Source organism: Candidatus Desulfofervidus auxilii (genome assembly GCF_001577525.1).
Classification (GTDB): domain Bacteria; phylum Desulfobacterota; class Desulfofervidia; order Desulfofervidales; family Desulfofervidaceae; genus Desulfofervidus; species Desulfofervidus auxilii.
The window spans coordinates 2,449,219-2,474,178 of sequence record NZ_CP013015.1 but is presented as its reverse complement, the minus strand read 5'-3'; the positions used below and the strand labels follow the sequence as shown (position 1 = coordinate 2,474,178).

Genomic DNA, 24,960 nt, shown 5'->3' with positions numbered 1-24,960 from the left:
AATGTTCACTTTTATAGTTATTTTACATGTAATAATTTGTTTAGCCTTAATCTTTATCATTTTACTACAAAGGGGCCGGGGGGCAGAGATGGGAGCAGCCTTTGGAGGAGCCAGTCAGACTCTGTTTGGCCCTGGGGGTTCCCTAAATTTATTGAATAAAGTTACTACTGTCTTAGCAATCCTTTTCTTTCTGACTTCCATTTCATTGACATATATGGCATCCCATAAGAAAGTGGAAACGGAAATAAAAAAAGCACCTGTAACTACTACTGAAAAACAAATACCCCAAAATACCAAGCAAAGTCCATTACCAAAGGGCTTGACGGAGAAAAATAAATCAGATAAAAAATAATTAAGGCCGAAGTGGTGGAATTGGCAGACACGCTGTCTTGAGGGGGCAGTGGACGTTGAGTCCGTGCGGGTTCGAGTCCCGCCTTCGGCACCAAAAATGCTACTTTTTCCTAAAATTTTCTGGATTTATGTTATATTTTTCTAAAAGTTTATAAAGGTCTGCCCTATATTTTCCAGCTAACTTAGCTGCTTGTGTCACATTTCCTTGTGTAAGTTCCATAAGTTGAATAATATATCTCTTTTCAAATTCAACTTTTGCTTTTTTTAGTGGTTTCAAAATACTTTCTTTTATTGCCTGTGTTGGGAAGATCAAATCTCCACTAATTATATCCTGTGTGGACATAGCCACTGCACATTCTATAACATTTTCTAACTCTCTAACATTGCCCGGCCAGGAATAAAGCATCATTTTTTTGAGTGCATCTGGTGAAAAACCCTTTATTTCCTTTTTCATCTTCTTTGAAAATTTTCTTAAGAAGTAATCTGCTAAAAGAGGGATGTCTTCTTTCCTTTCCCTTAAAGGAGGTAACTTGAAAGGAATGACATGAATACGATAGAAAAGGTCATTGCGAAAATTACCTTTCTTCACTTCTTTTTCAAGGTCTTTGTTTGAAGCAGCTATTATCCTTACATTTACCTTTGTGGTTTTTTCTGAACCTATGGGATAAAATTCCTTTTCTTCTATCACTCGTAACAATTTTGCCTGCATTGATAAAGGAATTTCTGATATTTCATCCAAGAGGATAGAACCACCGTCAGCTTGAGCAAAAAGTCCTTTTTTGGTGTAAAAAGCACCTGTAAATGCCCCTTTTTTAAAACCAAATAACTCACTTTCTAATAATGTCTCAGGGATAGTTGCACAGTTTATAGCCACAAATGGCCCATTTTTTCTTGTACTTGCTAAATGTAATGCCTTAGCAATCAATTCCTTTCCTGTCCCACTTTCTCCTTGAATATAAACATTAGAATCTGTTTCTGCTGCCCGTGATACTAACTCCAGCACTTTTTTCATCTTTTCGCTTTCACCGATGATATTTTCAAACTTATATCTTTCTCTTACAATACCTCTAAGTCTTTTTACTTCTTTTGAAAGTCGGTACTTTTCAATCCCATTTTTTATCTGTAAAAGAAGTTCACGATGTTCAAAAGGCTTAGTCAAGTAACTATAAGCTCCTTTTCTCATAGCCTCTACAGCACTTTCAATCGTGCCATAGGCAGTAAGAATAATTACAGGCATCTCTGAATTGATTTGACGCAGATCTTCCATAAGTTCAATTCCATTCTGTTTGGTAAGCTTAAGGTCAACTATTGCTAAATCAAAATCTTCTTCTTTTCCAATCTCTATTGCCTCATGGGCTTCAGCTACAGTGGTAACCAAATAGCCTTCTGCTTCTAACCTCATTTTTAAAACTCTAAGAATATTTAAATCATCATCTACTACTAATATTTTATCCATTTTTTAACCTCAACCATTAAGGTAGAGATTCTCTCTTTTTTTCTTCAATAGTTAAATCTATTTCCTTTAATTTTTCTATCTGTTTTTCCAAGTCATTTATTTTTTTACTTTTTATCTTATTTTCTTTCTGTAAAACAGAAATTTTTTCTTTTAGTGCCTTAATTGCCTTTTCTTTTTCTTTAATGCCTTGCAAAATAAGAATCCATACCTCGGCCTGATTTCTTAAATTGCTTTTAGGGAATTCTCTTACAAGTTTTTGAAAATACTTTAAAGACTCCTCAAAATTTTTATCTGGGTTTTTAGGATGTGCATAAATCAATCCTATCTCATAGAGTGCTTTATCCTCTATCTGAGGAAATAATTTTGCTATTTCTTGGTACTTTTTTAGTGCAACTTTATAATTTCCCTTTTTCATAAGATTTTTTGCCTGCATTAATGACTGTTGTATTTGTTCTTGTTGTTTATCTTGATACCTTTTTTGAGGAATACATCCTTCACCAAAAAGGAAAGACACTATTATGATACAGGTAAAGTAAAATAAAAGGTGCTTCCCTTTCCTGGTTCGCTTTCCACCCATATTTGCCCCCCATGAGCGGTTATGATGTGTTTAGCGATAGAAAGACCAAGTCCTGTCCCTCTTACCGCCACCCATCCGCTCTCTATTCGTTTAAATTTCTCAAAAACCTTCTCTAGTTCTTCCTGGGGAATGCCACAACCGGTATCTGTCACAGATACTGTTATCATATTACCCTCATTCTTGTTTGCAGAGATGGAAATTTTACCTCCATCTGCTGTAAATTTTATTGCATTACTTAATAAGTTTTCTATTACTTGAGTTATTCTTTCTTCATCTATTCTCACTAAAGGAAGATTATCCTCTATATTCATTTCAATCTTAATTTTTTTTCTTTGAGCAAGAGGTGTCAACTTTAAAGTACTTTTTTCAATGATTGGAAAGAGACTAAAGGTTCTGAACTTGTAACTCATCATCCCTGCTTCCATACGAGAAAGATCAAGAATTCTATTGACTCCGTTTATCAATCTTTCACACTCTTCTTTTATAATTGAGAAAAGCTCATATTGTTTTTCCGGCATATCTGTAAAAACACCTTCAAGTAGCATACTAGAAGCTTCCTTTATAGCTGTCAATGGAGTCCGCAACTCATGAGACAAATGGCTGATAAAATCTATTTTCATCTCATCCAATTCTTTTAGTCGTTCACACATAGTATTAAATGCATTTGCCAATTCCTTAATTTCAGGCGGAGATGAAATATACACAGGTGGGCCAAATTTGCCTTTAGCTACTTGCTTTGTTTTTTCCTGCAAAAGAAGAATAGGACGGTTTATATTTCTTGTATTTAAAAACGAAATCAAAACTACCATCATTATAGCAATACCGGCTGTAATTGTTGTTACTTTAATAACCTGGAGACTTATAGCGCTAGCCATCTCCATTTTTTTGTCCCTATCCAATTTAGCTATCTCAGCTATTTCTCTCAAATTTTGGCTTATTTCATTAATTATGTTTTGTTTTTTTTGCTTATATTCCCTATAAGCTTTATCACTTGTATTTTGCACAGCAGAAAAAACCTTTTTTTCAAATAATGAAATATAAGACTCGTGTGCTTTTTTAATTTTCTTAATCAGATTTTTCTTTTCAACTGTATCAGATATTTCTTCTAGTTTCTTTATATTTTTTTTAACATAATCTCCGATTTCCCAAAAACGCTGATAGAAATCCTGGTCTTTGGAAATTAAATATTTTTCTTCATATCCTACCTGTGTAAATATTGTATCAGTCAGTTCTCCTACAACTTTTACTGTAGCGGTATCTACAGAAATTATATAATTGATAATCTGATTAAGCCGATTTAGTCTCAAAGTAGTATAAACCCCCAGAAAAATAATCAACAAAATAATTACCAAATAACTAATAACAAGTCTTTTAAAAATTGTTACTTTCATTGGATAAGGCTTAACCAATATTACCTTGACATGTTTGAATGGTCAATAAGGGGGCAAATCTTGTCAGGCTGTTGAAAAAGTAGCCTTTTTTGCAGATAAATCCTAGCCTTTCAGCAGAAAAAAATGGTATAAACCCTTTTCTTTACATCAAGGAGAAGGACTATATACTGGGAAAACCTAAACTTCATTGACACCTAGACTAAAAAGTTTAAAATTAGGTTATGCTTATTTATCCAGAAATGTTTGATGTTATTGTAGTTGGAGCAGGGCATGCTGGGTGTGAAGCGGCGTTAGCGGCTGCACGCATGGGTTGTGCTGTACTCTTAATCACGACTAATGTAGATAGGATTGCTCATATGTCTTGTAATCCAGCTATTGGGGGATTGGCCAAAGGGCATCTGGTAAAGGAAATAGATGCGTTAGGGGGAGAAATGGCCAAAAATATTGATGCTACTGGCATTCAATTTAGACGTTTAAATACTCAAAAAGGACCGGCGGTGTGGTCATCTAGGGCTCAGGCAGATAGAGAACTTTATCGTTTACAAATGAAGTTTGTTTTGGAAAAACAACCAAATTTATTTATAAAACAAGCAATAGTGGATGAAATTATAACAGAAAATAAAGAGGTTAAGGGGATAAAAACCAGTACTTCTGAAATATTTCTAGGAAAAACTGTAATACTCACCCCAGGGACATTTCTTAAAGGATTAATTCATATAGGTCTTAATAATTTTCCTGGGGGAAGAATGGGAGACCTTCCTTCTAACAAATTATCTATATGTCTAAAAAGGCTTGGATTTGAAATTATCCGTTTTAATACATGCACTTGCCCTAGGTTAGATGGAAAAACCATTGATTTTAGTAAATTAGAACCTCAATATGGAGACGAACCCCCTCATCCATTTTCATTTTCTACAGAAAAAATAGACCGCCCGCAAATCCCTTGTTATCTTACTTATACTAACTCTGAGACTCATGAAATAATCCGAAAAAATATAAAATATGCTCCTCTTATCTCAGGTAAAGTTTCTGGAAAGTCACCTAGATATTGCCCTTCTATTGAAGAGAAAATCATAAAGTTCCCTGAAAAGGAAAGGCATCAAATATTTTTAGAACCCGAGGGACTAAATACCACCGAAGTTTATCCAAACGGAACATTTACTAGTTTGCCCATAGATGTTCAGCTAAAAATGTTAAGAAGCATTAAAGGACTGGAAAAGGTAGAAATTGTCCGTCCTGGCTATGCCATTGAATATGACTTTGCTAATCCTACTCAATTAAAACCCTCCCTTGAAACCAAGTTAATTAAAGGCTTATTTTTTGCAGGTCAGATTAATGGAACTTCGGGTTATGAAGAGGCAGCAGCACAAGGTATAATGGCTGGTATCAATGCAGTTAAATATATCCGAGGTGAAGACCCCCTTATTTTAGACCGTTCTCAGGCTTATATTGGGGTGCTGATAGATGACCTCATTACTAAGGGCACAAATGAACCTTATCGAATGTTTACTTCTAGGGCGGAATATCGGTTGTTATTGAGAGAGGATAATGCCGATTTACGTCTTATGCCCTTGGGATATGAATTGGGTTTGATAGACGAGGGAACTTACCAAAAGTTTTTAGAGAAGAAAAAAGCCATTGAAAAAACATTAAAATTACTTGAAGAAATCAAATTAAATCCTACGGCCCATATAAACAAGGTCTTGAAAAAAATAGGCACTACTCCCATTAAAAATCCGGTGCGATTAAAAGACATCTTGAGGCGACCTGAAGTAGAGTTTAGTAAACTTTTTATATTTAATGAAGAGTTTAAAAACCTATCTCAGGCGGTGATAGAAGAAGTGAGTTTTCAAGTGAAATACGAAGGTTATATCAAACGCCAAGCTGAGCAGGTAGCCAAGTTCAAAAAGTGGGAGAACATGAAGTTACCTCCAGAGACAGATTATTATTCCATCCCTGGTCTATCCAACGAAATAAAAGAAAAGTTATCCAGATTGCGGCCTGCTTCTTTAGGACAGGCTGCCCGGGTCCCCGGGGTAACTCCAGCAGCCATTACCCTCTTACAAGTATATCTTCATAAAATCAAAAAAGCGGCCTGATTATGGAAATTGCTCTTAGTATCCTGGCTTTTTTATTAGGCACAGTAGTAGGCAGTTTTTTAAATGTCTGTATTTACCGATTACCTGAAAAAAAATCTATCATTTCTCCTGGCTCCCATTGTCCTCACTGTCATACCCCTATTAAATGGTATGACAACATCCCTTTGTTAAGTTTTGCTCTCCTTAAAGGGAAATGCCGCTATTGCCAAAAACCCATTTCTGGGCAATATCCCTTAGTAGAGTTTATAACTGGCCTTTTTACTTTTTTTATCTATTTTGATTATGGTTTTTCGCTCACAGGCATAATATACCTTTTTTTTATTTATGCCCTGATTGTTATCTCCTTTATTGACTTAAAGTGGCAAATTATCCCGGATGTGATTTCTGTCCCGGGTATCTTTGGTGGTCTTATGGCCAGTTTCTGCTTACCCTATTTGTCCTTTAAAGATAGCGTTTGTGGTGCTCTGTTGGGTGGGGGATTTCTATTTATAGTAGCTTATGGATATTACTTTATTAGAAAAAAGGAGGGCATGGGAGGAGGAGATATAAAACTTTTAGCCATGATTGGTGCTTTTTTAGGTTGGAGGGCCATACCCTTTGTCCTTTTTAGTGCCTCTGTGATGGGAAGTATAATTGGCATTTTATGGATATTGTTCCAAGGAAAAGACCGTAATTTCCCCATTCCTTTTGGCCCTTTTTTAGCCCTAGGTGCCATTTGGGTAATTTTTTTCCCTGGGTCTATAAATTTATTTCTCTTTTACTAACACCTTGCCTAATCCAAGGTTTATGTGTAATTAAACTCTAAAGAAAATGAAAAATCAAACTCATAAAAAACGTATTTTAACTGCTATTGTTGCCTTACCAGTTGTTATTTGGATTGTCCTTAAAGCACCTTTTTTTATATTTTGCCTATTTGCTTTTTTGATAGGCATATTAGGCTGTTTGGAATTTGGAAGACTGTGGGATTTGCATAATTTAACTAGTTTAAACATTTTTCAGGCATTTCTTAATCTTTTAATTCTTATAGGATTTGCCGCTCACTATCCTTTATTAGGAATAACTCTGGCTTTTTTCTTTTTGGCCCTCTATTTTATTTGGGCCTATGGTCATCAACCAAAGCTTACCTCTTTTTTACCTGCAATGAGTTTGGGTCTATTTTATCCCAATGTTTTTCTAGGACATGCCCTTTCTTTTACTACCCTACCCCAAGGCCGTATTTTATTACTTTGGACACTTTTTATGACTTTTGCTGTAGATACCGGGGCATTTTATACAGGCCGTAAGTTGGGTAAACACAAGCTCTATCCTGCAGTAAGCCCTAAAAAATCTTGGGAGGGTTTAATAGGGGGAAGCCTCAGTGCCTTAATTTTAGGTGGAGTCTCAGCCATCTGGTTACCTGTTGGATTTTTTAAAATATTAGGTTTGAGTCTCGCCTTGGCAATAGTCTCCCAAATAGGTGATTTTTTCGAATCTGCACTTAAACGTCAAGCCGGGGTTAAAGACAGCGGAGGACTCTTACCAGGACATGGTGGCATCCTGGATAGAATTGATGGGGTGTTATTTGCTTTACCCCTGAGTTATTATTGTTGGCAATGGTGGCTTAAATGAAATATCTATCTATCTTAGGTTCTACCGGTTCTATTGGCAAGCAGACCTTAGAAGTAGTCAATCACTTTAAAGACCGCTTTAAGGTAGTTGCCCTAGGGGCCGGTCAAAATGTGAGCTTATTAAAACAACAAATTATAAAATTTAAACCAGAAATAGCCTGTGTCCTAGATAAAAAAAATGCCCAGATATTAAAAGAAGGTTTAACTGCCCTTAATAATCTCAAAATACTTTATGGTCCAGAAGGGTATGAGATATGTGCCAGTTATCCTAAAGCAGACATTGTCTTAGTAGCCATGTTAGGCATCAGTGGTTTAAGACCTACTTTAGCAGCCTTAGAAGCTAATAAGACCGTGGCCTTGGCTAATAAGGAGGCCCTAGTTACTGGAGGAAGCTTGATTAAAAAGGCCATTAAGAAGAAAAATCAGATACTCCCAGTAGATAGTGAACATAGTGCCATTTTTCAGCTTCTTTGTGAAGAAAATAAAAATTACTTAAAACGTATCATCTTAACCGCTTCTGGAGGGCCATTTTGGGAAACAGACCCCTCTGATTTATCTAATGTTACCCCTGAACAGGCCATCAAACACCCCCGCTGGGCTATGGGCGCCAAAATAAGCGTTGATTCCGCTACTTTAATGAATAAAGGTCTGGAGATAATTGAGGCCATGTGGCTGTTTGAGGTAGGGTTAGATAAGATAAAAATACTTATTCATCCCCAAAGTATTGTCCATTCTCTCATTGAATTAGAAGATGGGGTAATGTTAGCGCATTTAGGGCCAGCGGATATGCGATTGGCTATTTCCTATGCCCTAAATTATCCCCAAAGGCTATCCTTTCCTCTTAAACCTTTAGACTTGACTAAAATGCCTCTTACCTTTTTCCCTCCTGATTTTAAAAGATTTCCCTGTTTAACCCTGGCCTTTGAAAGTGCCAAAATAGGTGGAAGTATGCCTGTGGTGCTTAATGCAGCTAATGAGGTAGCTATAAAGGCTTTTTTAAAAAAACAGATAAAATTTACAGATATACCACTGTTAATTGAAAATATTATGAAGTTACATACCCCTATTAAGGAAGTGGATTTAGAAACAATATTTACTATTGACAGGCAAACCCGAGAAAAGGCTAAAGAATGGATAAAGAAATACACCTAAAAGAGCATTTTAGCCCTATTGGAGAGAAATTGTTAGAGATTTATAGGATTCTTTACCATAAATTCGGACCTCAACATTGGTGGCCTGGGGAAGGCCCTTTTGAAATAGCTGTAGGTGCCATTTTAACTCAAAATACTGCCTGGAGAAATGTGGAAAAAGCCATTGCCAATCTTAAAAAGGCTAATTTATTAACCCCTAAGGCGCTTTATGATTTGCCCTATCCCTATTTAGTTGAATTAATCCGTCCTGCTGGTTTTTTCAATGTCAAGGCCAAAAGGCTAAAAAGTTTCCTTTGTTTTCTATTTGATGAATATAATGGAGATTTAACAAAAATGTTTGCCGAAGAAACAGAAAACCTTAGACAAAAACTCCTTAAAGTGACAGGCATTGGTCCAGAAACAGCAGATAGTATATTATTATATGCAGGTAATAAACCAACATTTGTGGTAGATACTTATACAAAAAGAGTCCTATGTCGTCATCATCTCATCTTTGAAGAAGCAGACTATGAAGAAATCCGTAGTTTTTTTATGAAGCATTTACCCCTAGATATACAGCTATTTAATGAATATCATGCCCTCTTTGTGTGTTTAGGAAAAAATTACTGCCGCCCCAAACCACTATGTGAAAAATGTGTATTAAAAGGCATCTAATAAATTTCTACTCCCAACTGACTATATCTCTATTTTCTCCTTCTCCTCCTATTTGACCATCAGCCCCTAAAGAATAAAGGTCGTATTCACTATGTTCTCCTGGACATTTATATTCATAAGGACGTCCCCAAGGGTCAAGAGGTATTTTATTCTTTTTCAAATAGGGCCCATCCCATTTATCTATACCTGGGTCTTTAATAAGGACTTCTAAACCCTCTTCTGTAGTAGGATACCTTCCTACATCCAGTCTAAATGTATCTAAAGCCGAACCCAATAACTCTATTTGTGTCTTGGCAGCCTGTTGTTTTGCCTTTCCTACCTTTTTGAATAAACGAGGGCCCACTAAAGCTGCTAATAATCCAAGAATAATCATAACAATAAGAAGTTCAATAAGAGTAAAACCCCGTTCTTTCTTCTTCATCAAAACCTCCCACTATAAATTTTATATGCATAATAAAACATCAAAGACAGCAAGACAAGACTATTGGGAATTTCCTCATTTTTAAGTCCTTAGCTGAATAGATTTAGACGACCCAAAATCCGTGATAACTTTTTTCCCTCTTATCATTTTTTTCTTGCCAAAATAATATCAATATTTTATTATTTTTTAAAGGGTTTTCACACAAGCTGACGGGTTGGGGGTATGTGAAGTCCCGCTTTGCGGGATTTGGGCGTAGCCAGATACCCGCCTGTTGTCCGAGTGTGATAGCACCGAAGCGGAGAGCCGGGGACGAAGGGTTATTTTTTATTAGCATCATACCTCCTTATTTCTACATCTTTAATATTTCTAGAGGGATTTATCAGAAGAAACTTATCATGAAACTTTTTACCTGAATAAGTTAGTTCAATTTCCATAATGTACTTACCAATATTCAATTTCCATTCATCTACTTTATGACTTCTACCCTTAAGATAACTCCATGAGCTAAATCCATAACATTCTTCTTCATTCTCAGACTTAACGATAACACAGAAACTCTCTGGCATCTTGGGATGAAGATCTATCACCTCTGCAAACGGCACTAGAAAATCATGTGGAAATTCAGCGATAACTGTTTCAATCTCTCCATTGGGTAGTATTCGTTTAGGAACAGGTGCGTACAATAGGGGCTGTGGCCCTCTATCCCATTTTCCATTTACTTCAAATAATTGTTTCCCAGTATTAATTTCCTTAAATCTTATTGTTATCCTACAATTATAAACAGGGGTCTTCCCCATATTTATAACCCTTAAATGATAAAATGCTCTAGAAATTTGATTTAATTGCTGAATTGCAGGTTCTTTCCCTAGTATTTTATCAGGAATTTCAATAGCCAATTTTGGCCGTCTATACCACTCCCAAATAAAGATCGCTATTAAAGATGCTAATATGCCACCAATCACGGAACCTATCAGAGTCAATATAATATCCGTCATGCTTTTCACCTTATACTTCTTTACTCGAAGTCCACGATTTCAGATAACGGTCCCAGCATATACGACGTTGCGACTGAAGGGAGCAATGTCCCAAAGGGCAAGGGCGTAAGCCCGTAGCGTATATGCTGTGTTATCAGAAGTGGCAGCATTTTTATTAAACTTTCCATCTCATACATTCTTCCTTGAAGTCGCATTCCAATCCTCTCAATACTCTACACGTTTTTTTATCATTTGGGTTCCTTTGATCTAATTCTATAATCTCTTTTATGCACTTCTTTAAAATATTTGTTCTATTTTTGAAATGTATCAATATGTCACTTGTTTTTTGATTGTCTATAAAAACATCACGCATTAATGATAAATTCTTTCCTTTATTCTCACTTTGAGCAAAATTTTTACCAAATAGGTCTTTAACTGAAATAGAGTCATGAAAGGAATAAATAAATGTTTGTCCCTTTATGCAATATCGTTTTTCATCTATCTTAAGAATTCTATTTTTGATAATATAGCCAACAATAAATTGGTTCGTCTTATTTTTACCAAATACTTCGTTTATCTCTTTATTTCTACAAGTTGTTATTAGAAATAGATACTTATCTTTACTATGGGCAAATTTTTTAATGTTAGGTTGATAACAAGGATTTAAAAAATTCTCAGCACCAATCTCAATGTGAGGTTCTGTTTTATGACCTTGCTTTAGTTCATTTAAAACATCGCGAATAGGTAATTTTGAAGATGGAGAATGATAAAAGTATTGAATCATCCCAGTTTCTACCAAATTATCAGGATGAAACTTAACTTCATTGATTTTCGATTTTATCTCTTTTTGAGTTGAACTCTTACATCCCATATTTATTCCTTCTCTAATTCGAGCTGCCATTTCATCTAACGCCAGATTGTGTGATAACTAACTTTGAATTTTTATTTTTCCACTATTCCACATTATTTGATTACAAATTGGGTTTACTAAACCACTTTTTATCAGTATTTTAGCTCTTTCTCCCACTTTTTGCGACCTTTAATCAGATTTTTGACTTTTTACACAGCCTGACGTTCTGAGGGTATCTGAAGTTCTCCAGAGGGGAATTTTGGCGTAAGCGATAGCCGAAGCCAGATACGCTCTGTTAGGCGAAGTTTTTATCACTTGTAAATGCTCTTTCTGTGACCAATTCTTAATATCACTATGTTATCATCATCAATATCAAATATGACCCTATAATCACCTATTCTGAATCTGTAGGTTCCTATTTTAGGGTGTATCAATTTTCTAGCATATCTAAAAGGTTCTTTAGCAAATTCCTTTAGTTTCATAGCAATTCTATCTTGGGTCTCTTTATCAAGGTTTTTCCAGTCTTTCAGTGCTCTTTGGGTGAATATTACCCTATACATCAGAGATTTCCTCAAGATATTTTATTCTACCCTTTTTATAATCAGTTCTCGCTTCTTCAATTGAGCGTAGATACTCCTCACTTGAAAGTGCCACTATATCCTCAACTAAATCTTCAAGACTTTCTTTGATTGTATCTGATATCAAAGACTTCAATTCTCCAACCGTTAAATCCTTCACTTTCATTTCCATTGTTACCGCCTCCTTCTACTAATAATAAATTTGATTACAATTATTAAGAAATTTCGCCTGACGTCAGATTGTGTGACAAGTATTTTTAAAATTTTACCTTTCCATTATTCCACATTATTTGATTACAAATTGGGTTTACTAAACCACTTTCTATCAGTATTTTACCTCTTTCTCCCACTTTTTGCGACCCTTAATTAGACTTTTTGACTTTTTACACACTCTGACGTTTCGGGGATATGTGAAATTTGCGGAGCGTGAGCGGAGCAAATTTGGGCGCAGCCGAAGGCGAAGCCACATATCCTCCTGTTAGGCGACGTCTTATAAAAATAGAATCTTTAAATCCTTTATCCTCTCAAAATCCCTGTCCATTGTAACAACTTTCAATCCATAATATTTAGCCACGCTATACTGATAAGCGTCATCAAAATCTAAATTCAGGCTTTTTCTGACGTTTACAACTTCTCTATACAGTTCCATTGGTAATGAAAGGGGTTTGATGTTGGGCATAATATCTTCAACAAATTTCCGAAAAACCTCCTCTTTGCCATATCTGAAAAGGATTACACCAATGGAGTGTAAGGAAAAATCTGTTATATTGAGATTCCCAATACTATTATCCAAGAACTTCTTGCAATCTTCTTTCTTATCCCGCTTGAGGAGGATCTCCAAAAATACATTTGTATCCACTAAAAACATTATCTCCACTCCAGAGCTTTATGTTGCAACTCAACAGAAGAAAATTTCTCTCGTATCTCTGATAACCCACCTTCCCAGTCAAACTTAAATTTTCTTGCCTCGATTTCTCCACTCTTGTATTTCCTCAGCAAGAACTCTATATAATCTAAAACCTCTCTCCTTAAATCCTCAGGAAGTTCCCTTATTTTCAGCTTGATTTCCTTCTCATACATGATTTTATTTTCACCTCCTTGCTATTTCATCTGTCTTTTCCTATTTAAAGGATGTCGCCTGACGGTCCGAGCGTATCTGAAGTTCCAAGCGAAGCGAGGAATTTGGATGGAGCGTTAGCGAAGTCGGATATGCTCTGTTATCGGATGTTCCGAGCCTGATTTTAGAATTTATGACTATATCATCGACCACAGCATTTCTTATACTTCTTACCGCTACCGCAGGGGCAAGGATCATTTCTTCTTTAGATTTGGTTTGGGAGGTTTTACTTTTATCTCTTTCTAACTTTGCAAGTTGTTGCATGTTATAAAGCGCTATGAATTTCCGCATCTCTTTCTCATTGGTTATATCAACTCCCGCATCCTTTGCAGCCATGGCAATTGATTTTGCTATCTCCCAATTTCTTGGATCTCTTGCACTTCTTACAATCTGCTTATCAATTTTTTTATAACCTTTTTATAAGCTTTGAGGCGTTTTTCAACAAGTTCTTTTCGCTTAGAAAAGCAAAGAATACGGATAACACTGGTGCTATGGACTCAAAATAAGATTCATCTGCAGTAACCTTTCTTGGTAGTGTGTATAAACAGCATTCTTTAAGTCCGTCTTCATCCCATTCTTCAGGAGATAATCCGTGGTAGGAATACATGTATTCTGTAAAAGACATGACCACAAATTCTGACTCCTGTTTCTGTTCCTCAGTCAATTCTTCAAAATACTTGCTTCTGGAAAACTCAACGCCCCATTCATAGACCCTATCAAGGATTTCTTCCAGTTTTTCATCTGAATATTCTTCTACCATTCTATCACCTCACAATTTTTGGCGAAGAATTTCCGATGTTTGTATATGGTTGCGGTCAGTTTGTCCTGCTCCCCTTTGTTTTTATCTTTTAATTTTTCTCATTCTTTCTTTTATAAGTTTTTGAATTTCCCTTGTTTTCTTTTCAGATTTTTTTGAGAGTGGAGTTGATAATTTATGTATTTTTTTGATAGGTAATGGCTTTACCGGTGTTTTCGTTAAAGGAATAGTATAAACTCTCCCTCCTTGTGCCAAAGTGAGATTTCCATCTCCTATTTCTTTTATCAAAAAATTGTCTATTTTATCTCCCACTTCAACAGTAAGGATATTTTTACCCCTTTCCCTGGTGGTCATAAATGATGGACTTAAACGCACAATTGCTTTCTTGATATTACCAATAATTATCACTCCCAAAAGATTAATTTTTCTTTCAATATCGGCTTGACTTTTTTCTCCATGGGCAGAGTTTTTTGTATCCTGTGATTCTGGTAAGTGAAAACTCCTATCTTCACTGAAAAGATTATTTTGATAGATTATATCTATGTTTTCTCCCCAAATAGGGAAACAAAGGGAGAAAAACAATACTAATGAAAAAATAAATTTTTTCATAAATGGAAATATAACAAAGAATGCAGGACTTGTCACTATTAAATTACCATCCAACGTTTGGGTAAGAAAAGACGCTGATAAAGATTAAGGGCGTATCTATCTGTCATCCCAGCAATGAAATCACATACCATCCGTTCTTTTGTATCATAAAATGAGGTAAAACCTGTCTCTTGAAGAAAAAGAGTTTCGTCTTCCAGAAACTTAAAATAAAGTTCAGCTACGATTCTCTTTGCCTTTTGGAAGTCTTTTTGCACTAATGGATTAAAATATACACATTCAAATAAGAACTCTCTCAATATTTCCATAGTATTTAAAATATCTTCTGAAAGAGTAAGACACATGTTATGTTTCATTGTTTCCACAACTAGATTAGAAACCATAGTATTTATACGAGATGAGTGTGTAATCCCCAACTTCTTTTTACATTTTTCTGGAATATCCTCTTCTTTTATAACCCCTCCTCTTATAGCATCTTCTACATCATGACTGATATAGGCAATTATATCAGCTACCCTCACTATTTGACCTTCTAAGGTAGAAGCCTTATTTTCCTCTTTGGTAGGAATGATTTCACCACGTCCCTTTGAATGCTTCAAGATGCCATCCCTTACTTCATAAGTAAGATTTAACCCTTGCCCGTTTTTTTCTAATATATCAACTGTCCTAAGACTTTGTTCATTATGGGCAAATCCTCCTGAAACAATCTCATTAAGAACTTCTTCTCCTGCATGACCAAAGGGAGTATGTCCTAAATCATGACCCAAGGCAATGGCTTCAGTCAGGTCTTCATTTAGAGCTAATGCACGGGCAATAGTTCGGGCAATCTGGGCTACTTCTAAAGTATGAGTCAAGCGAGTGCGATAATGGTCACCTGTAGGAGAAAGAAAAACCTGAGTTTTATGCTTGAGTCTCCTAAAAGCTTTAGAATGAATAATTCTGTCTCGGTCCCTTTGAAAAGACATGCGTAAGGGACATTCAGGCTCTGCTCGCAATCGCCCTTTGGTTTCAGCACTTAAAGTAGCATAGAGAGAAAGGAAACTTTTTTCCTTTCTCTCTAGCTCCTCCCGGAGGCAAGTCTTAATCATTTTTCTAAGGTTTTGGCCTCAAGACACTGCTTTATCTTCTTTTTAAGTTCGGTTAAATCAAAGGACTTTACTACATAAGCATCAGCAGCCATAGACTTAATGTCACTTTTATAAGTTTCGTAAGCAGTAGAAAGAATTACCGGAAGATTGTAATATTTATTGCGCACTTGTTGTAATACATCCAGGCCATTACAATCTACCATTTTGATATCTAGAATGATAATATCGGGTTTTTCTTTTTCTATCAAATCCAATATTCCTCGTCCTGTAGCTACAGTTACTACTTCGTACCCCTCTGATTTTAATTCCTCCTCATAGAGCATTCTAATATGCTCTTCGTCATCTACAACCAAAACTTTGGGCATTATTCCCCTCCTTGTTAAAATTCTAATAAAATTTTGTAATTAACCAAGGATATCCGCCTTTAAATAATTGTTATAATTTCTACATCTTCATTAAAATATTCTTTTATTTTTTTCACAATAGTACTCCCTATCCCTCCCCATATCCATCTCATTGTTCACCTCTTAATATCATTTTTAAAATTTTTTTCAAAATATCTTTAATCTTTTATAAGTCTTCTTTGCATTCCTGCCAAGGTTTCTATAGTTCAATAAGTTCTTTCCTAAATTAAAATTACTTCCACTATTTCTTCTTTATCTAATCCTTCTGTATTTAAATCAATTTTTACTAAACCATTTGCTTTAACCAAGGTGTTAATCAACCCGGATTTACCCCAAATAGGCTCAGCCCATAATTGGCCATTTTCCTCTACAAGTTTTACCCTTAGATAATCCTCCCTGCCTTGAACAGAAGGAACATTAACTCTCATTCGAGCGTGCATAGTGTTAAAGGTCTTTAAATGGGCCTCTCTTTCTCCTCCAATCCATTGAATAAATTTCTTAATAAACACCCAAAACACAATAATCGCTGAGGTAACTTGGCCTGGAAGACCCCAAACTGCCTTTTTGCCTATTTTGGCCAAAATAGTAGGCTTACCAGGACTTATTGCCACTCCATGAAAGAGAATCTGACTTTCTGGAAAGGAGTTAATGACTTCTAAGGTAAAATCACGCATACCAATAGAACTTCCCCCAGAGATTAAGACTACATCTGATTTATCAAGGGCATATTTACAGACTTTTTTAAGGTCATTTAAGTCATCCTTCACAATGCCCATCAGCCATGGAATTCCTCCACCCTCTCTTACCAAGGCATAAAGGGTGTAGGAATTGACATCCCGAACCTGTCCTGGTTGCGGTTTCTCAGTGATAGGAATTATTTCATCTCCTGTAGAAATAATGGCTACAGAGGGCTGTTTAAATACCTGAACATGAGCTTTACCTAAAGCGGCCAAAACACCTATGTCTTGAGGGCGTAATCTATGACCTGAAGACAAAACCAGTTCACCTTTAGCAAAATCTTCATCTGCTCGGATAACATTTTCTAAAGGGGCCAGAGGCTTAAAAACCTCAATAGTATTCTCATCTACCATATGGGTATACTCTACCATAATTACGGCATTAGCTCCTTGGGGCAACATTGCACCGGTAGCAATTTTGACTGCTTCACCCCTTTTTACCACCAAATCCGTTACTTTTCCCATTTTTACTTCACCAATTATGTTTAACCAAATCGGAGAGGCCTCAGAAGCACCAAAGGTATCTTCTGCCTTTAAAGCATACCCATCCATAGTGGCCCGTTCAAAACCAGGCAAATTTTCATTTGCAGTTATATCTTCTGCTAGAACCCTCCCTTTAGCTTCTTCTAAAGGAATTTTTTCTTTATCTACCAAAGGAAAATGGGGAAATAACTCAAAGACTTCTGATGGCGACTTAGTAGAAAAAAATGGTTTTTTCATATAGCTTTTATTTGAACTTTGTCAGCAATGCTCTCTAAATCTGCCCTTTCTTTCCCTTTGAATTGAATTTCATATAATCTTTGATAAAGCCCCCCTTTACCTAAAAGTTCCTCATGACTCCCTTGTTCAACAATCTGGCCATTGTGGAGGACTACAATCTTATCTGCTTTCCTGATGGTAGAAAGGCGATGGGCAATTATCAAGGCAGTGCGTTCCTTTAATAGATTCTCCATGGCTTTTTGCACTATCATTTCTGATTCTGTATCTAAAAATGAAGTAGCTTCATCCAAAATCAAGATAGGGGCATTTTTTAAAATAGCTCTAGCAATACAAATTCGTTGTTGTTCGCCCCCAGAGAGTCTCACCCCACGTTCACCAATAACAGTATCAAATCCCTCTGGAAGCTTTTGAATAAAATCATAAGCATAGGCTGCCTTAGCGGCTGCTATAATTTCCTCTTCACTGGCATCTAAACGCCCATAATAAATGTTGTTCCTGATAGTGTCGTTAAAAAGCACCATCTCCTGGCTGACAATGGCAATTTGTGCCCGCAAAGAATCTAGACTAACTTCTTGGGCATCATAACCATCTATAATAATCTTGCCTTTTTTAAGCTCATAAAACCGAGGAAGAAGATGGACAATGGTGGTTTTCCCTGCTCCACTAGGACCAACCAAGGCCACTTTCTCCCCTTTTTTAATGGTTAAATTAATATCTTTTAATACCCAACTTTGTTCCTGGTCATATTTAAACCAAACATTTTCATAAGTGATTGATTGAGAAAACCTAGGTAATTTAATACCCTCTGTTTTTTTGTGTTCTGAGTAAGTATCTAAAACCTCAAATACACGAATAGCAGCAGCTACACCTTGCTGAACAGTATTATGAACATTACTTAAACCCTTTATAGGCCGGTAAAGCATCATCACCGCGGCAATAAAAGAGAAAAAATTGCCTGGAGTAGAGACACCCTTTATCACCTGATAACCACCATAGGCAATTACCGTGGCAATGCCAATACTTCCCAAAAATTCCATGAGAGGAGAAGTAACACCTCGCATCTTAACTGCCCGCATGTACCAACGAAAAAGACGATTATTGACACGCTCAAATCGTTCTTTTTCATAGTCTTCCATACCAAACGCTTTTACAATCCGCGCCCCACTAAAGGTCTCCTGCATCAGGCCAGAAAGTTCACCCATTTCTATTTGTGAAGAGGTGCTTATTTTTCTCAGTTTACGACCAATCTTAATCACAGGCATAATGGCTATAGGGAAAACTATCATGGTAATAAGGGCCAGAACAAAATCACGATAAAATACTACAAAGGTCAATCCCAAAATGGTGAAAGAATCACATAAAAATCGGGTTACTGCTCCTGAAACCGCTCCCTGGATGAGATTAACATCATTGACTATACGGCTTATTAACACACCTGTAGGATGTCTATGGAAATAAGATAGGGGTAAATCAATAATATGCGCATAAAGCTTGGCTCTTAAGTCAGAAACCACCCGTTGTCCTACATAGTTCATAAGATAGGTTTGAAAATACCAGAAAACACCTTTTACAGCATAAAGGAGTAAAATGAGTGGGGGAAGTATTTTAAGCATAAGGAGGTTTTTCTCAAAAAAGATTTTATCCAGGACTGGTTTGACCAAATAGGCTGTAGCCGCTGTAGCCCCCGCTACTACTAACATGCAGAACATAGCTAAAAACAACCGTGACAAATAGGGTTTTACTAGATGTAAGAGTCTTTTATAAACCTGCATTACCTTGAACCATCTCCTTAGCCATTCTAGCTACCCGTCCGGCTACGCCTGATTTACCTAAACTTGCCCGAACTAGCTTTAATTCTTTTTTAATCTGCCTCAATTTCTCTGAGTTGGCAAGAAGACTTAGTATCTTTTGAGCAATCAATTCCGGCCTGGCTTGATGTTGGATAAACTCAGGAATAATCTTTCTACCTGCTACCCAATTTACCAACCCAATATAAGGCACCTTCACCAATTTTTTACCCAGTATATAGCTCCATGGTGAAAGAGAGTAAACAATGACAAAGGGTTTTAAAAGAATTGCAGTTTCTAAAGTAGCTGTGCCTGAAGCCACAATTAAGAAGCAACACCGCTGTCTCAAGCTATAATCATTATCCTCAACGATGGTGAGAGGAAAATCAGGCTGATTAGAAGCCATAATTTGTTCTATCCAGTTTATATCAAGGGTAGAAGCCACAGGCAAAATAAACTTAAATTCAGGAGACCTTTTATAAATTAAAGAAGCTGTTTTAAGCATAATAGGAAGAATACGCCTTATTTCTCCTACACGACTTCCAGGTAAAAGGCCAATAACTGGTTCTTCTTCTGTTTCTTCTAAAGGCATTATATCTAATAAGGGATGTCCTACAAAAACCACATTCACTCCATACTTTTTATAAAATTTTTCTTCAAAAGGTAAGATGACGGCCATTTTATCTACCAAGCGAGCAATGGTTTTTACCCTATTTTTTCGCCAGGCCCAAACTTGAGGACTAATATAATACAAAACAGGCACTTTTTTCTTCTGGGCAATAGCCGCCAATCGCAAATTAAAATCTGGGTAATCAATGGGAATAAATAAATCTATTGGAGTGTTCAATAATACTTCTTTTGCCCTTTGCCAAGCCAACCAGATATGTTTGAAATGACCTAGCACCTCAGTAATACCCACCACTCCCAATTTCTCCACATCATAGATAGATTTCAATCCTGCTTCTCTCATCTGAGGACCACCAATCCCCAAAATTTCTATGGCAGGCATTTCTTTTTGTAAGGCCTCAATTAACTTAGCCCCATGAAGGTCACCAGAAGCTTCTCCGGTAACTATAAAAAGACGCATATTTATCTTATTTTTTGGATACATTGATTGATTTTTAAAGCAATAGCTAGGACATATCGCCCGTGTTCACCAGATATTACAGGCGATTTTTTTTCTTTAATACATTGAATGAAATTGGCAATCTCTTCTTTTAAAGGGTCATTTTTTTCAAATCTTAAGACTTCATGAGAAAATGGTAATAGGTCTTTGCTCTCTTTTTTAACAATGACCAATTCTCTTTGAGCATAATCCAAAGAAAAATAGGCATCTTTTTGAAAAAATCTAATTTTACGCATCTTCTTTGTAGAAATGCGACTAGCAGTTAAATTAGCCACACATCCATTACTAAATTCTAAGCGAACATTGGCAATATCTATGTTTTTTGATACCACAGGTACACCTACTGCCCGAATCTCCACCAACTCAGCAGGCACAGCAGCTAAAACAATGTCTAAGTCATGAATCATCAAATCCAAAATTACATCTACATCTGTGCCTCTTTCCAAAGAGAGTCCCAAGCGGTGAGATTCAATAAAAAGGGGATTATCTAAATAAGGAAATAAAGCAATAACCGCAGGATTGAAACGTTCTAAATGGCCAATTTGAAAGATTAAGTTATTTTTATGGGCCAAATCAATGAGGGTATCTGCCTCTTCTAAAGAAGTAGTCATGGGTTTTTCTAAAAGCACATGCTTGCCAGTTTCCAGACAGGTTTTAGCCACAGTAAAATGAACATGAGTAGGCACAACTATGCTTACTGCTTCTACTTTATCTAAAAGGGACTCTAGTTTGGGAAATGCCTCACATTTACAACGTTTAGCTATGGTTTCTGCCCTTTTGGGATTGATATCCATTACCCCTACAAGTTCTGCTCCTGACAATGCCATATACTTTTCAGCATGATACTGCCCAAGATAACCTACTCCTATTACACCAACTTTAATGGACATTATGGCCACCTCAGACTTACCACACTAATACCTGCTTTATCTGCGGCATCTAACATCTTTTCTCTATCAAACATCAAGGTCTTTCCTGCCTCAATGGCCAATGCAGAAGCCTTTACTTCCTGCATGGTATTTATAGTCTCCACTCCAACTGCTGGCACATCAAAGCGCAAGTCTTGCTGGGGCTTACTTATTTTTATTACCACTGCCCCTTCTTTAGCTAACTTCCCTCCCCTTCTGATAGTTTCATCTGTGCCTTCTACTGCTTCTACTGCTACTACTATTTGTCTTTTTACTACCACACACTGACCTATATCTAACCTGCCAATATCGCGGGCTATTTTCCATCCAAATTCAATTTCTCTTTTTTCTTCTTTAGTAGGAACTCTCTTAGTAAGACAACCTTCGGGAGCAAGCAATGAAGGAGCGTATAAAGTAGAAGGATAGATTTTTAACCCCTCTTTTTCTAACTCTTCAGCTATGGCTCTTAGGACTACATCATCATGTTTATTTTTTAAGCGACTAAGCAGGCTTATGGCCTTAAAATCAGGAAAGATTTCTGTAAAAAGTCGCCTTTTTTTGATTCCCCCAGCTAACACTACTTTTTTTACTCCTGCTTTTTGAAAAAATTTGATAAGTTTACCCAATTGCCCTACCCTAATCCATTGAATTTCTTTTACATATCTTTCTAATTCTGGTTTTGTCTCGCCTTTATGGGCGATGGCCATCACTTGATGTCCTTCTTTTATAGCAGCTTGAGCAAAAATAAGAGGAAATTGCCCATTCCCAGCAATTAAACCTATTTTTTCTCCCATTTTCTTGGAATTCCTCGCTGAGAATGTTCTATAAATTCAACAAAATGCACTACTTCTGGAAAAGAAAAAATAGAATCTTCTTTTACCTGTTTAATCGCTTCTTTTAAAGTAATGGGTTTACACACCAGAATTTTATATGCTTTCTTTAGGGCATTAATCACTTCTTTACTAAATCCCTGACGTTTTAAACCTACTATATTCAAACCATATAATTTAGCCCGAATACCAGAGGCCGTCACATAAGGTGGAATGTCCTTTACGGTGGAGGAACCACCACCTATAATGGCATAAGCACCAATTCTTACAAATTGATGAATGGCCACAATACCACCAATAATAGCATAATCCTCTATTTCTACATGCCCTCCTAAAGTGGCCACATTGGCCATAATGACATGATTCCCAATCTTACAATCATGAGCAATATGTGCATAAGCCATAAAGTAATTTTGATTCCCTATAAAAGTGACCCCTTCTGTGCCCCGATTGATGGTTACATATTCCCTAATAACGTTATCATGGCCAATCTCCACCCATGTTTCTTTCCCCTTATATTTTAAATCTTGAGAAGGGGCTCCAATAGAAGCAAAGGAATATATATTACATCGCTTCCCAATCTTTGTGTAAGAATGAATTACTACATGACTACCAAGCACTGTTTCTTGTTCAATAAATACCTTAGGCCCAATGACACAATAAGGACCAATAGTCACATCCTCAGCAATTTCTGCCTGTTTATCTATTATAGCTGTAAGGTGAATTTTGCTCATAAATTAATCTGCCAAAACAGCAGTTAACTCGCTTTCAGCGACTACTTTCCCATTAACTAGGGCTCTGCCTTTCATTTTACATACCTTTGCCCGTTGCCTTATCATCTCCAGTTCAAATATAATTTGGTCTCCTGGGATTACTGGTTTTCTGAAACGGGCCTTATCTATGGCTGCGAAATAAATAAGTTTTCCTCTAACTTCAGGAGGAGCAGAATGATAAGCCAAAATAGCACCTACCTGAGCCATGGCCTCTATCACCAAAACTCCAGGCATTACTGGAGATTGAGGAAAATGTCCTTGAAAAAAAGGTTCATTAAAAGTAACATTCTTTAACCCTATAATTTTTTCCCCAGGTTTCACTTCTAAAATCCTATCTACCAGTAAGAAAGGATAACGATGGGGTAAAAAATTCTGGATTTCTTTAATATCCAAAGCACATTCTTTATCTTTCATTTTTATCTCCAATTAGACCTTTTAATGTAGACAACTCCTTTTCCAAAAGCTTTATTCTCTCCAAAAGTTCAGGCAGCTTTGGTAACACAGCCATGGTTTTTAAATAAGTTTGATAAGGCATGGCCGGAACACCTGAGGCTACAGTAGTTGCAGGAGGGATTGATTTAGCCACACCTGTTTTGGCCCCTACTTTAGCTTGATTACCAATATGAACATGCCCAACTACCCCCACCTGGCCTGCCAAAGTAACTTTATTGCCTATTTTAGTACTTCCAGCAATACCTACTTGAGCTATAATAAGACTATCTTTCCCAATCTGAACATTATGGGCAATTTGGACTAAATTGTCTATTTTAGTCCCTTTCTTAATTAAGGTTTTTCCTAAAGCAGCCCTATCAATAGTAGTATTAGCTCCTATCTCTACGTCATCCTCAATCTGAACTGTGCCCAATTGAGGGATTTTTATATGCTTACCATCTCTATCTGAAGCAAACCCAAAACCATCACTTCCAATTACTGCTCCACTATGGATAATCACCCTATTCCCTATTTCACAGTCAGCCAAGATAACGGCATTTGCATAAATAATGGCTTTTCTTCCAATCCTTACTCTAGGACCAATATAAACACCTGGGAAAATTATAGTGCCTGAGCCTATTTGTGCTTCATTATCTATGTAAGCTAAAGGATAAACAGTCACTCCTTTTCCCAATTGAACATTCTGACCAATAAATGCCTTGGGACTTATGCCTTTAAACTCATAATTCCATTTGTAAAAAACTTTTGCTAACCGAGCATATGCCAAGTAAGGATTTTCTGTCTTAATTAGAGAAATAGGAGCAGAAACAACATCCAAAGGCACTATAGCTGCACTAGCCTTAGTAGTATGAAGATACTTTTTGTATTTTACGTTAGAGATAAAGGTAATCTCTCCTGGCATCGCTTTTTCAATAGGGGCAATGCCTGTAATCTCTACATCTTTATCTCCTATCAATTCTGCCTGTAGCAATTGAGCGATCTTTGATAATTTCATCTATTTTATTTTTTTTCTTTATTACTCCATTCTTTATCATAAAGTTTTATTACTTTCTCTGTTATATCTATCGCTGGACTATAACAAACTACTCCAGAAGTATTTTTGTCAAATACAATACTATACCCTTCTTTTTTCCTAATTTTCTCAGCTATTTCCTGAATATCCTGGAAAATAGGCCGCACGGCTTCATATTGTTCTCTTTCCATTTCTTCTTTATAGTCTTGATAAAGATCTCTAAAATCTCTCAATTTTCTTTCATATTCTTTTTCTTTGTCTCTCTGTGCCTCCAGACTTAACATCAAACTCTGTTTTCTCAACTCTTCTTTTAATTTATCTAATTCCTGCTGTCTTTGCTCTAAATCTCTTTTGATTTTGGCAAACTTTTTATCTAGTCTTGCTTTAGCTGCCTTTCCTGCTTTAGAAAGATTAAGTGCCTTTTGCATGTCTACAATAGCAATTTTCATTTCACCTGCTTGTAACGAAGTAATTACTAACAATACCAAACAATATACACTTAAAAAAAAACTCAATTTTCTCATCGTTGCCTC

30 protein-coding genes and 1 tRNA gene are annotated in these 24,960 nt (G+C 36.4%); 7 read left to right on the top strand and 24 right to left on the bottom strand.

All coding sequences use genetic code 11. The annotated features are described in order from the left end of the window. Position 1 precedes the first annotated feature (1 nt). Positions 2–352, top strand: a complete 351-nt coding sequence (secG, locus tag HS1_RS12335) for a preprotein translocase subunit SecG (RefSeq protein ID WP_082757830.1) — start codon at positions 2–4, stop codon at positions 350–352. A 5-nt stretch (positions 353–357) separates the two neighbouring features. Continuing rightward, positions 358–445 (top strand) — tRNA-Leu (locus HS1_RS12330). 6 nt (positions 446–451) lie between these two features. Here the strand turns inward: HS1_RS12330 and HS1_RS12325 are convergent. The 3 genes from HS1_RS12325 to HS1_RS12315 are packed head-to-tail and all read right to left on the bottom strand — an operon-like array spanning position 452 to position 3,775. Then, positions 452–1,807 carry a sigma-54-dependent transcriptional regulator gene (locus HS1_RS12325; RefSeq protein ID WP_066066098.1) on the bottom strand — a complete coding sequence of 452 codons (1,356 nt, stop codon included), beginning with the start codon at positions 1,805–1,807 and terminating at the stop codon, positions 452–454. A gap of 16 nt (positions 1,808–1,823) precedes the next feature. Then, on the bottom strand, positions 1,824–2,384 hold the full coding sequence (locus tag HS1_RS12320; protein ID WP_066066096.1) for a tetratricopeptide repeat protein: 561 nt from the start codon (positions 2,382–2,384) through the stop codon (positions 1,824–1,826). Next, complete coding sequence (locus HS1_RS12315) at positions 2,324–3,775, bottom strand: sensor histidine kinase (protein ID WP_066066093.1); 1,452 nt, start codon at positions 3,773–3,775, stop codon at positions 2,324–2,326. The genes HS1_RS12320 and HS1_RS12315 overlap by 61 nt, the downstream gene beginning before the upstream one ends. Before the next feature lie 221 nt (positions 3,776–3,996). Here HS1_RS12315 and mnmG point away from each other — a divergent pair, with 221 nt between their 5' ends. From mnmG to HS1_RS12290, 5 genes are read left to right on the top strand one after another with little or no spacing between them, the layout of a single operon-like run. After that, the gene (gene mnmG, locus HS1_RS12310; protein ID WP_066066090.1) at positions 3,997–5,874 is read left to right on the top strand and encodes a tRNA uridine-5-carboxymethylaminomethyl(34) synthesis enzyme MnmG; all 1,878 of its coding nucleotides are present in this window, start codon (positions 3,997–3,999) and stop codon (positions 5,872–5,874) included. A gap of 2 nt (positions 5,875–5,876) precedes the next feature. Then, positions 5,877–6,638 carry a prepilin peptidase gene (locus HS1_RS12305; protein WP_066066088.1) on the top strand — a complete coding sequence of 254 codons (762 nt, stop codon included), beginning with the start codon at positions 5,877–5,879 and terminating at the stop codon, positions 6,636–6,638. 46 nt (positions 6,639–6,684) lie between these two features. After that, positions 6,685–7,482 carry a phosphatidate cytidylyltransferase gene (locus tag HS1_RS12300; protein ID WP_066066085.1) on the top strand — a complete coding sequence of 266 codons (798 nt, stop codon included), beginning with the start codon at positions 6,685–6,687 and terminating at the stop codon, positions 7,480–7,482. Beyond that, a complete protein-coding gene (gene dxr, locus HS1_RS12295) occupies positions 7,479–8,633 on the top strand; it encodes a 1-deoxy-D-xylulose-5-phosphate reductoisomerase (RefSeq protein ID WP_066066082.1) in 1,155 nt (384 codons plus the stop codon). Before HS1_RS12300 ends, dxr begins: the two co-directional genes overlap by 4 nt. Then, a complete protein-coding gene (locus tag HS1_RS12290; protein ID WP_066066080.1) occupies positions 8,612–9,286 on the top strand; it encodes an endonuclease III domain-containing protein in 675 nt (224 codons plus the stop codon). Before dxr ends, HS1_RS12290 begins: the two co-directional genes overlap by 22 nt. A gap of 7 nt (positions 9,287–9,293) precedes the next feature. Here the strand turns inward: HS1_RS12290 and gspG are convergent, their stop codons facing one another. From gspG to HS1_RS12180, 21 genes are all read right to left on the bottom strand, one after another. Beyond that, a complete protein-coding gene (gspG, locus tag HS1_RS12285) occupies positions 9,294–9,707 on the bottom strand; it encodes a type II secretion system major pseudopilin GspG (protein ID WP_066066078.1) in 414 nt (137 codons plus the stop codon). A gap of 317 nt (positions 9,708–10,024) precedes the next feature. Next, positions 10,025–10,702, bottom strand: coding sequence for a hypothetical protein (locus tag HS1_RS12275; RefSeq protein WP_066066071.1), 678 nt, complete (start codon positions 10,700–10,702; stop codon positions 10,025–10,027). A 154-nt stretch (positions 10,703–10,856) separates the two neighbouring features. After that, positions 10,857–11,582 (bottom strand): hypothetical protein, encoded by a 726-nt coding sequence (locus HS1_RS12270; RefSeq protein WP_156469480.1) that lies wholly within the window; start codon positions 11,580–11,582, stop codon positions 10,857–10,859. 260 nt (positions 11,583–11,842) lie between these two features. Further along, a complete protein-coding gene (locus tag HS1_RS12265; protein WP_066066064.1) occupies positions 11,843–12,091 on the bottom strand; it encodes a type II toxin-antitoxin system RelE family toxin in 249 nt (82 codons plus the stop codon). Then, positions 12,084–12,281 (bottom strand): hypothetical protein, encoded by a 198-nt coding sequence (locus tag HS1_RS12260; RefSeq protein WP_066066061.1) that lies wholly within the window; start codon positions 12,279–12,281, stop codon positions 12,084–12,086. The genes HS1_RS12265 and HS1_RS12260 overlap by 8 nt, the downstream gene beginning before the upstream one ends. A gap of 318 nt (positions 12,282–12,599) precedes the next feature. Beyond that, entirely contained in the window at positions 12,600–12,977 is a 378-nt protein-coding gene (locus HS1_RS12255; RefSeq protein ID WP_066066058.1) for a type II toxin-antitoxin system VapC family toxin, read from the bottom strand. Next, positions 12,977–13,189 (bottom strand): DUF2281 domain-containing protein, encoded by a 213-nt coding sequence (locus tag HS1_RS12250; protein ID WP_066066054.1) that lies wholly within the window; start codon positions 13,187–13,189, stop codon positions 12,977–12,979. Before HS1_RS12250 ends, HS1_RS12255 begins: the two co-directional genes overlap by 1 nt. A gap of 40 nt (positions 13,190–13,229) precedes the next feature. After that, positions 13,230–13,562 (bottom strand): hypothetical protein, encoded by a 333-nt coding sequence (locus tag HS1_RS14125; RefSeq protein WP_066066050.1) that lies wholly within the window; start codon positions 13,560–13,562, stop codon positions 13,230–13,232. Positions 13,563–13,632: 70 nt separating this feature from the next. Next, positions 13,633–13,986, bottom strand: coding sequence for a hypothetical protein (locus HS1_RS12240; RefSeq protein WP_066066047.1), 354 nt, complete (start codon positions 13,984–13,986; stop codon positions 13,633–13,635). Positions 13,987–14,067: 81 nt separating this feature from the next. Further along, on the bottom strand, positions 14,068–14,592 hold the full coding sequence (locus HS1_RS12235; RefSeq protein ID WP_156469479.1) for a hypothetical protein: 525 nt from the start codon (positions 14,590–14,592) through the stop codon (positions 14,068–14,070). A 38-nt stretch (positions 14,593–14,630) separates the two neighbouring features. Then, positions 14,631–15,677, bottom strand: a complete 1,047-nt coding sequence (locus tag HS1_RS12230; protein ID WP_066066042.1) for a deoxyguanosinetriphosphate triphosphohydrolase — start codon at positions 15,675–15,677, stop codon at positions 14,631–14,633. Next, positions 15,674–16,042, bottom strand: coding sequence for a response regulator (locus HS1_RS12225; RefSeq protein WP_066066038.1), 369 nt, complete (start codon positions 16,040–16,042; stop codon positions 15,674–15,676). Before HS1_RS12225 ends, HS1_RS12230 begins: the two co-directional genes overlap by 4 nt. A gap of 260 nt (positions 16,043–16,302) precedes the next feature. After that, on the bottom strand, positions 16,303–17,538 hold the full coding sequence (locus HS1_RS12220) for a molybdopterin molybdotransferase MoeA (protein WP_066066034.1): 1,236 nt from the start codon (positions 17,536–17,538) through the stop codon (positions 16,303–16,305). Next, positions 17,535–19,310, bottom strand: coding sequence for a lipid A export permease/ATP-binding protein MsbA (gene msbA / locus HS1_RS12215; protein ID WP_066066031.1), 1,776 nt, complete (start codon positions 19,308–19,310; stop codon positions 17,535–17,537). Before msbA ends, HS1_RS12220 begins: the two co-directional genes overlap by 4 nt. Continuing rightward, a complete protein-coding gene (gene lpxB, locus HS1_RS12210; protein WP_066066028.1) occupies positions 19,297–20,436 on the bottom strand; it encodes a lipid-A-disaccharide synthase in 1,140 nt (379 codons plus the stop codon). Before lpxB ends, msbA begins: the two co-directional genes overlap by 14 nt. Next, complete coding sequence (locus tag HS1_RS12205) at positions 20,415–21,341, bottom strand: Gfo/Idh/MocA family protein (protein ID WP_066066025.1); 927 nt, start codon at positions 21,339–21,341, stop codon at positions 20,415–20,417. The genes lpxB and HS1_RS12205 overlap by 22 nt, the downstream gene beginning before the upstream one ends. Next, positions 21,341–22,153 (bottom strand): LpxI family protein, encoded by an 813-nt coding sequence (locus HS1_RS12200; RefSeq protein ID WP_066066022.1) that lies wholly within the window; start codon positions 22,151–22,153, stop codon positions 21,341–21,343. The genes HS1_RS12205 and HS1_RS12200 overlap by 1 nt, the downstream gene beginning before the upstream one ends. Next, a complete protein-coding gene (gene lpxA / locus HS1_RS12195) occupies positions 22,138–22,923 on the bottom strand; it encodes an acyl-ACP--UDP-N-acetylglucosamine O-acyltransferase (protein WP_066066019.1) in 786 nt (261 codons plus the stop codon). The genes HS1_RS12200 and lpxA overlap by 16 nt, the downstream gene beginning before the upstream one ends. Positions 22,924–22,926: 3 nt before the next feature. Further along, positions 22,927–23,376, bottom strand: coding sequence for a 3-hydroxyacyl-ACP dehydratase FabZ (fabZ, locus tag HS1_RS12190; protein ID WP_066066016.1), 450 nt, complete (start codon positions 23,374–23,376; stop codon positions 22,927–22,929). Further along, the gene (lpxD, locus tag HS1_RS12185) at positions 23,366–24,409 is read right to left on the bottom strand and encodes a UDP-3-O-(3-hydroxymyristoyl)glucosamine N-acyltransferase (RefSeq protein ID WP_066066013.1); all 1,044 of its coding nucleotides are present in this window, start codon (positions 24,407–24,409) and stop codon (positions 23,366–23,368) included. The genes fabZ and lpxD overlap by 11 nt, the downstream gene beginning before the upstream one ends. A 5-nt stretch (positions 24,410–24,414) precedes the next feature. After that, on the bottom strand, positions 24,415–24,951 hold the full coding sequence (locus HS1_RS12180) for an OmpH/Skp family outer membrane protein (protein WP_066066010.1): 537 nt from the start codon (positions 24,949–24,951) through the stop codon (positions 24,415–24,417). Positions 24,952–24,960 lie beyond the last annotated feature (9 nt).

What these genes read in the sequence shown, in the direction of transcription:
- secG (WP_082757830.1), top strand. Translation starts at nt 2, where the DNA reads ATGTTCACTTTTATAGTTATTTTACATGTAATAATTTGTTTAGCCTTA.
- HS1_RS12325 (WP_066066098.1), bottom strand. Translation starts at nt 1,807, where the DNA reads ATGGATAAAATATTAGTAGTAGATGATGATTTAAATATTCTTAGAGTT.
- HS1_RS12320 (WP_066066096.1), bottom strand. Translation starts at nt 2,384, where the DNA reads ATGGGTGGAAAGCGAACCAGGAAAGGGAAGCACCTTTTATTTTACTTT.
- HS1_RS12315 (WP_066066093.1), bottom strand. Translation starts at nt 3,775, where the DNA reads ATGAAAGTAACAATTTTTAAAAGACTTGTTATTAGTTATTTGGTAATT.
- mnmG (WP_066066090.1), top strand. Translation starts at nt 3,997, where the DNA reads ATGCTTATTTATCCAGAAATGTTTGATGTTATTGTAGTTGGAGCAGGG.
- HS1_RS12305 (WP_066066088.1), top strand. Translation starts at nt 5,877, where the DNA reads ATGGAAATTGCTCTTAGTATCCTGGCTTTTTTATTAGGCACAGTAGTA.
- HS1_RS12300 (WP_066066085.1), top strand. Translation starts at nt 6,685, where the DNA reads ATGAAAAATCAAACTCATAAAAAACGTATTTTAACTGCTATTGTTGCC.
- dxr (WP_066066082.1), top strand. Translation starts at nt 7,479, where the DNA reads ATGAAATATCTATCTATCTTAGGTTCTACCGGTTCTATTGGCAAGCAG.
- HS1_RS12290 (WP_066066080.1), top strand. Translation starts at nt 8,612, where the DNA reads ATGGATAAAGAAATACACCTAAAAGAGCATTTTAGCCCTATTGGAGAG.
- gspG (WP_066066078.1), bottom strand. Translation starts at nt 9,707, where the DNA reads ATGAAGAAGAAAGAACGGGGTTTTACTCTTATTGAACTTCTTATTGTT.
- HS1_RS12275 (WP_066066071.1), bottom strand. Translation starts at nt 10,702, where the DNA reads ATGACGGATATTATATTGACTCTGATAGGTTCCGTGATTGGTGGCATA.
- HS1_RS12270 (WP_156469480.1), bottom strand. Translation starts at nt 11,582, where the DNA reads ATGGCAGCTCGAATTAGAGAAGGAATAAATATGGGATGTAAGAGTTCA.
- HS1_RS12265 (WP_066066064.1), bottom strand. Translation starts at nt 12,091, where the DNA reads ATGTATAGGGTAATATTCACCCAAAGAGCACTGAAAGACTGGAAAAAC.
- HS1_RS12260 (WP_066066061.1), bottom strand. Translation starts at nt 12,281, where the DNA reads ATGGAAATGAAAGTGAAGGATTTAACGGTTGGAGAATTGAAGTCTTTG.
- HS1_RS12255 (WP_066066058.1), bottom strand. Translation starts at nt 12,977, where the DNA reads ATGTTTTTAGTGGATACAAATGTATTTTTGGAGATCCTCCTCAAGCGG.
- HS1_RS12250 (WP_066066054.1), bottom strand. Translation starts at nt 13,189, where the DNA reads ATGTATGAGAAGGAAATCAAGCTGAAAATAAGGGAACTTCCTGAGGAT.
- HS1_RS14125 (WP_066066050.1), bottom strand. Translation starts at nt 13,562, where the DNA reads ATGGCTGCAAAGGATGCGGGAGTTGATATAACCAATGAGAAAGAGATG.
- HS1_RS12240 (WP_066066047.1), bottom strand. Translation starts at nt 13,986, where the DNA reads ATGGTAGAAGAATATTCAGATGAAAAACTGGAAGAAATCCTTGATAGG.
- HS1_RS12235 (WP_156469479.1), bottom strand. Translation starts at nt 14,592, where the DNA reads ATGAAAAAATTTATTTTTTCATTAGTATTGTTTTTCTCCCTTTGTTTC.
- HS1_RS12230 (WP_066066042.1), bottom strand. Translation starts at nt 15,677, where the DNA reads ATGATTAAGACTTGCCTCCGGGAGGAGCTAGAGAGAAAGGAAAAAAGT.
- HS1_RS12225 (WP_066066038.1), bottom strand. Translation starts at nt 16,042, where the DNA reads ATGCCCAAAGTTTTGGTTGTAGATGACGAAGAGCATATTAGAATGCTC.
- HS1_RS12220 (WP_066066034.1), bottom strand. Translation starts at nt 17,538, where the DNA reads ATGAAAAAACCATTTTTTTCTACTAAGTCGCCATCAGAAGTCTTTGAG.
- msbA (WP_066066031.1), bottom strand. Translation starts at nt 19,310, where the DNA reads ATGCAGGTTTATAAAAGACTCTTACATCTAGTAAAACCCTATTTGTCA.
- lpxB (WP_066066028.1), bottom strand. Translation starts at nt 20,436, where the DNA reads ATGTATCCAAAAAATAAGATAAATATGCGTCTTTTTATAGTTACCGGA.
- HS1_RS12205 (WP_066066025.1), bottom strand. Translation starts at nt 21,341, where the DNA reads ATGTCCATTAAAGTTGGTGTAATAGGAGTAGGTTATCTTGGGCAGTAT.
- HS1_RS12200 (WP_066066022.1), bottom strand. Translation starts at nt 22,153, where the DNA reads ATGGGAGAAAAAATAGGTTTAATTGCTGGGAATGGGCAATTTCCTCTT.
- lpxA (WP_066066019.1), bottom strand. Translation starts at nt 22,923, where the DNA reads ATGAGCAAAATTCACCTTACAGCTATAATAGATAAACAGGCAGAAATT.
- fabZ (WP_066066016.1), bottom strand. Translation starts at nt 23,376, where the DNA reads ATGAAAGATAAAGAATGTGCTTTGGATATTAAAGAAATCCAGAATTTT.
- lpxD (WP_066066013.1), bottom strand. Translation starts at nt 24,409, where the DNA reads ATGAAATTATCAAAGATCGCTCAATTGCTACAGGCAGAATTGATAGGA.
- HS1_RS12180 (WP_066066010.1), bottom strand. Translation starts at nt 24,951, where the DNA reads ATGAGAAAATTGAGTTTTTTTTTAAGTGTATATTGTTTGGTATTGTTA.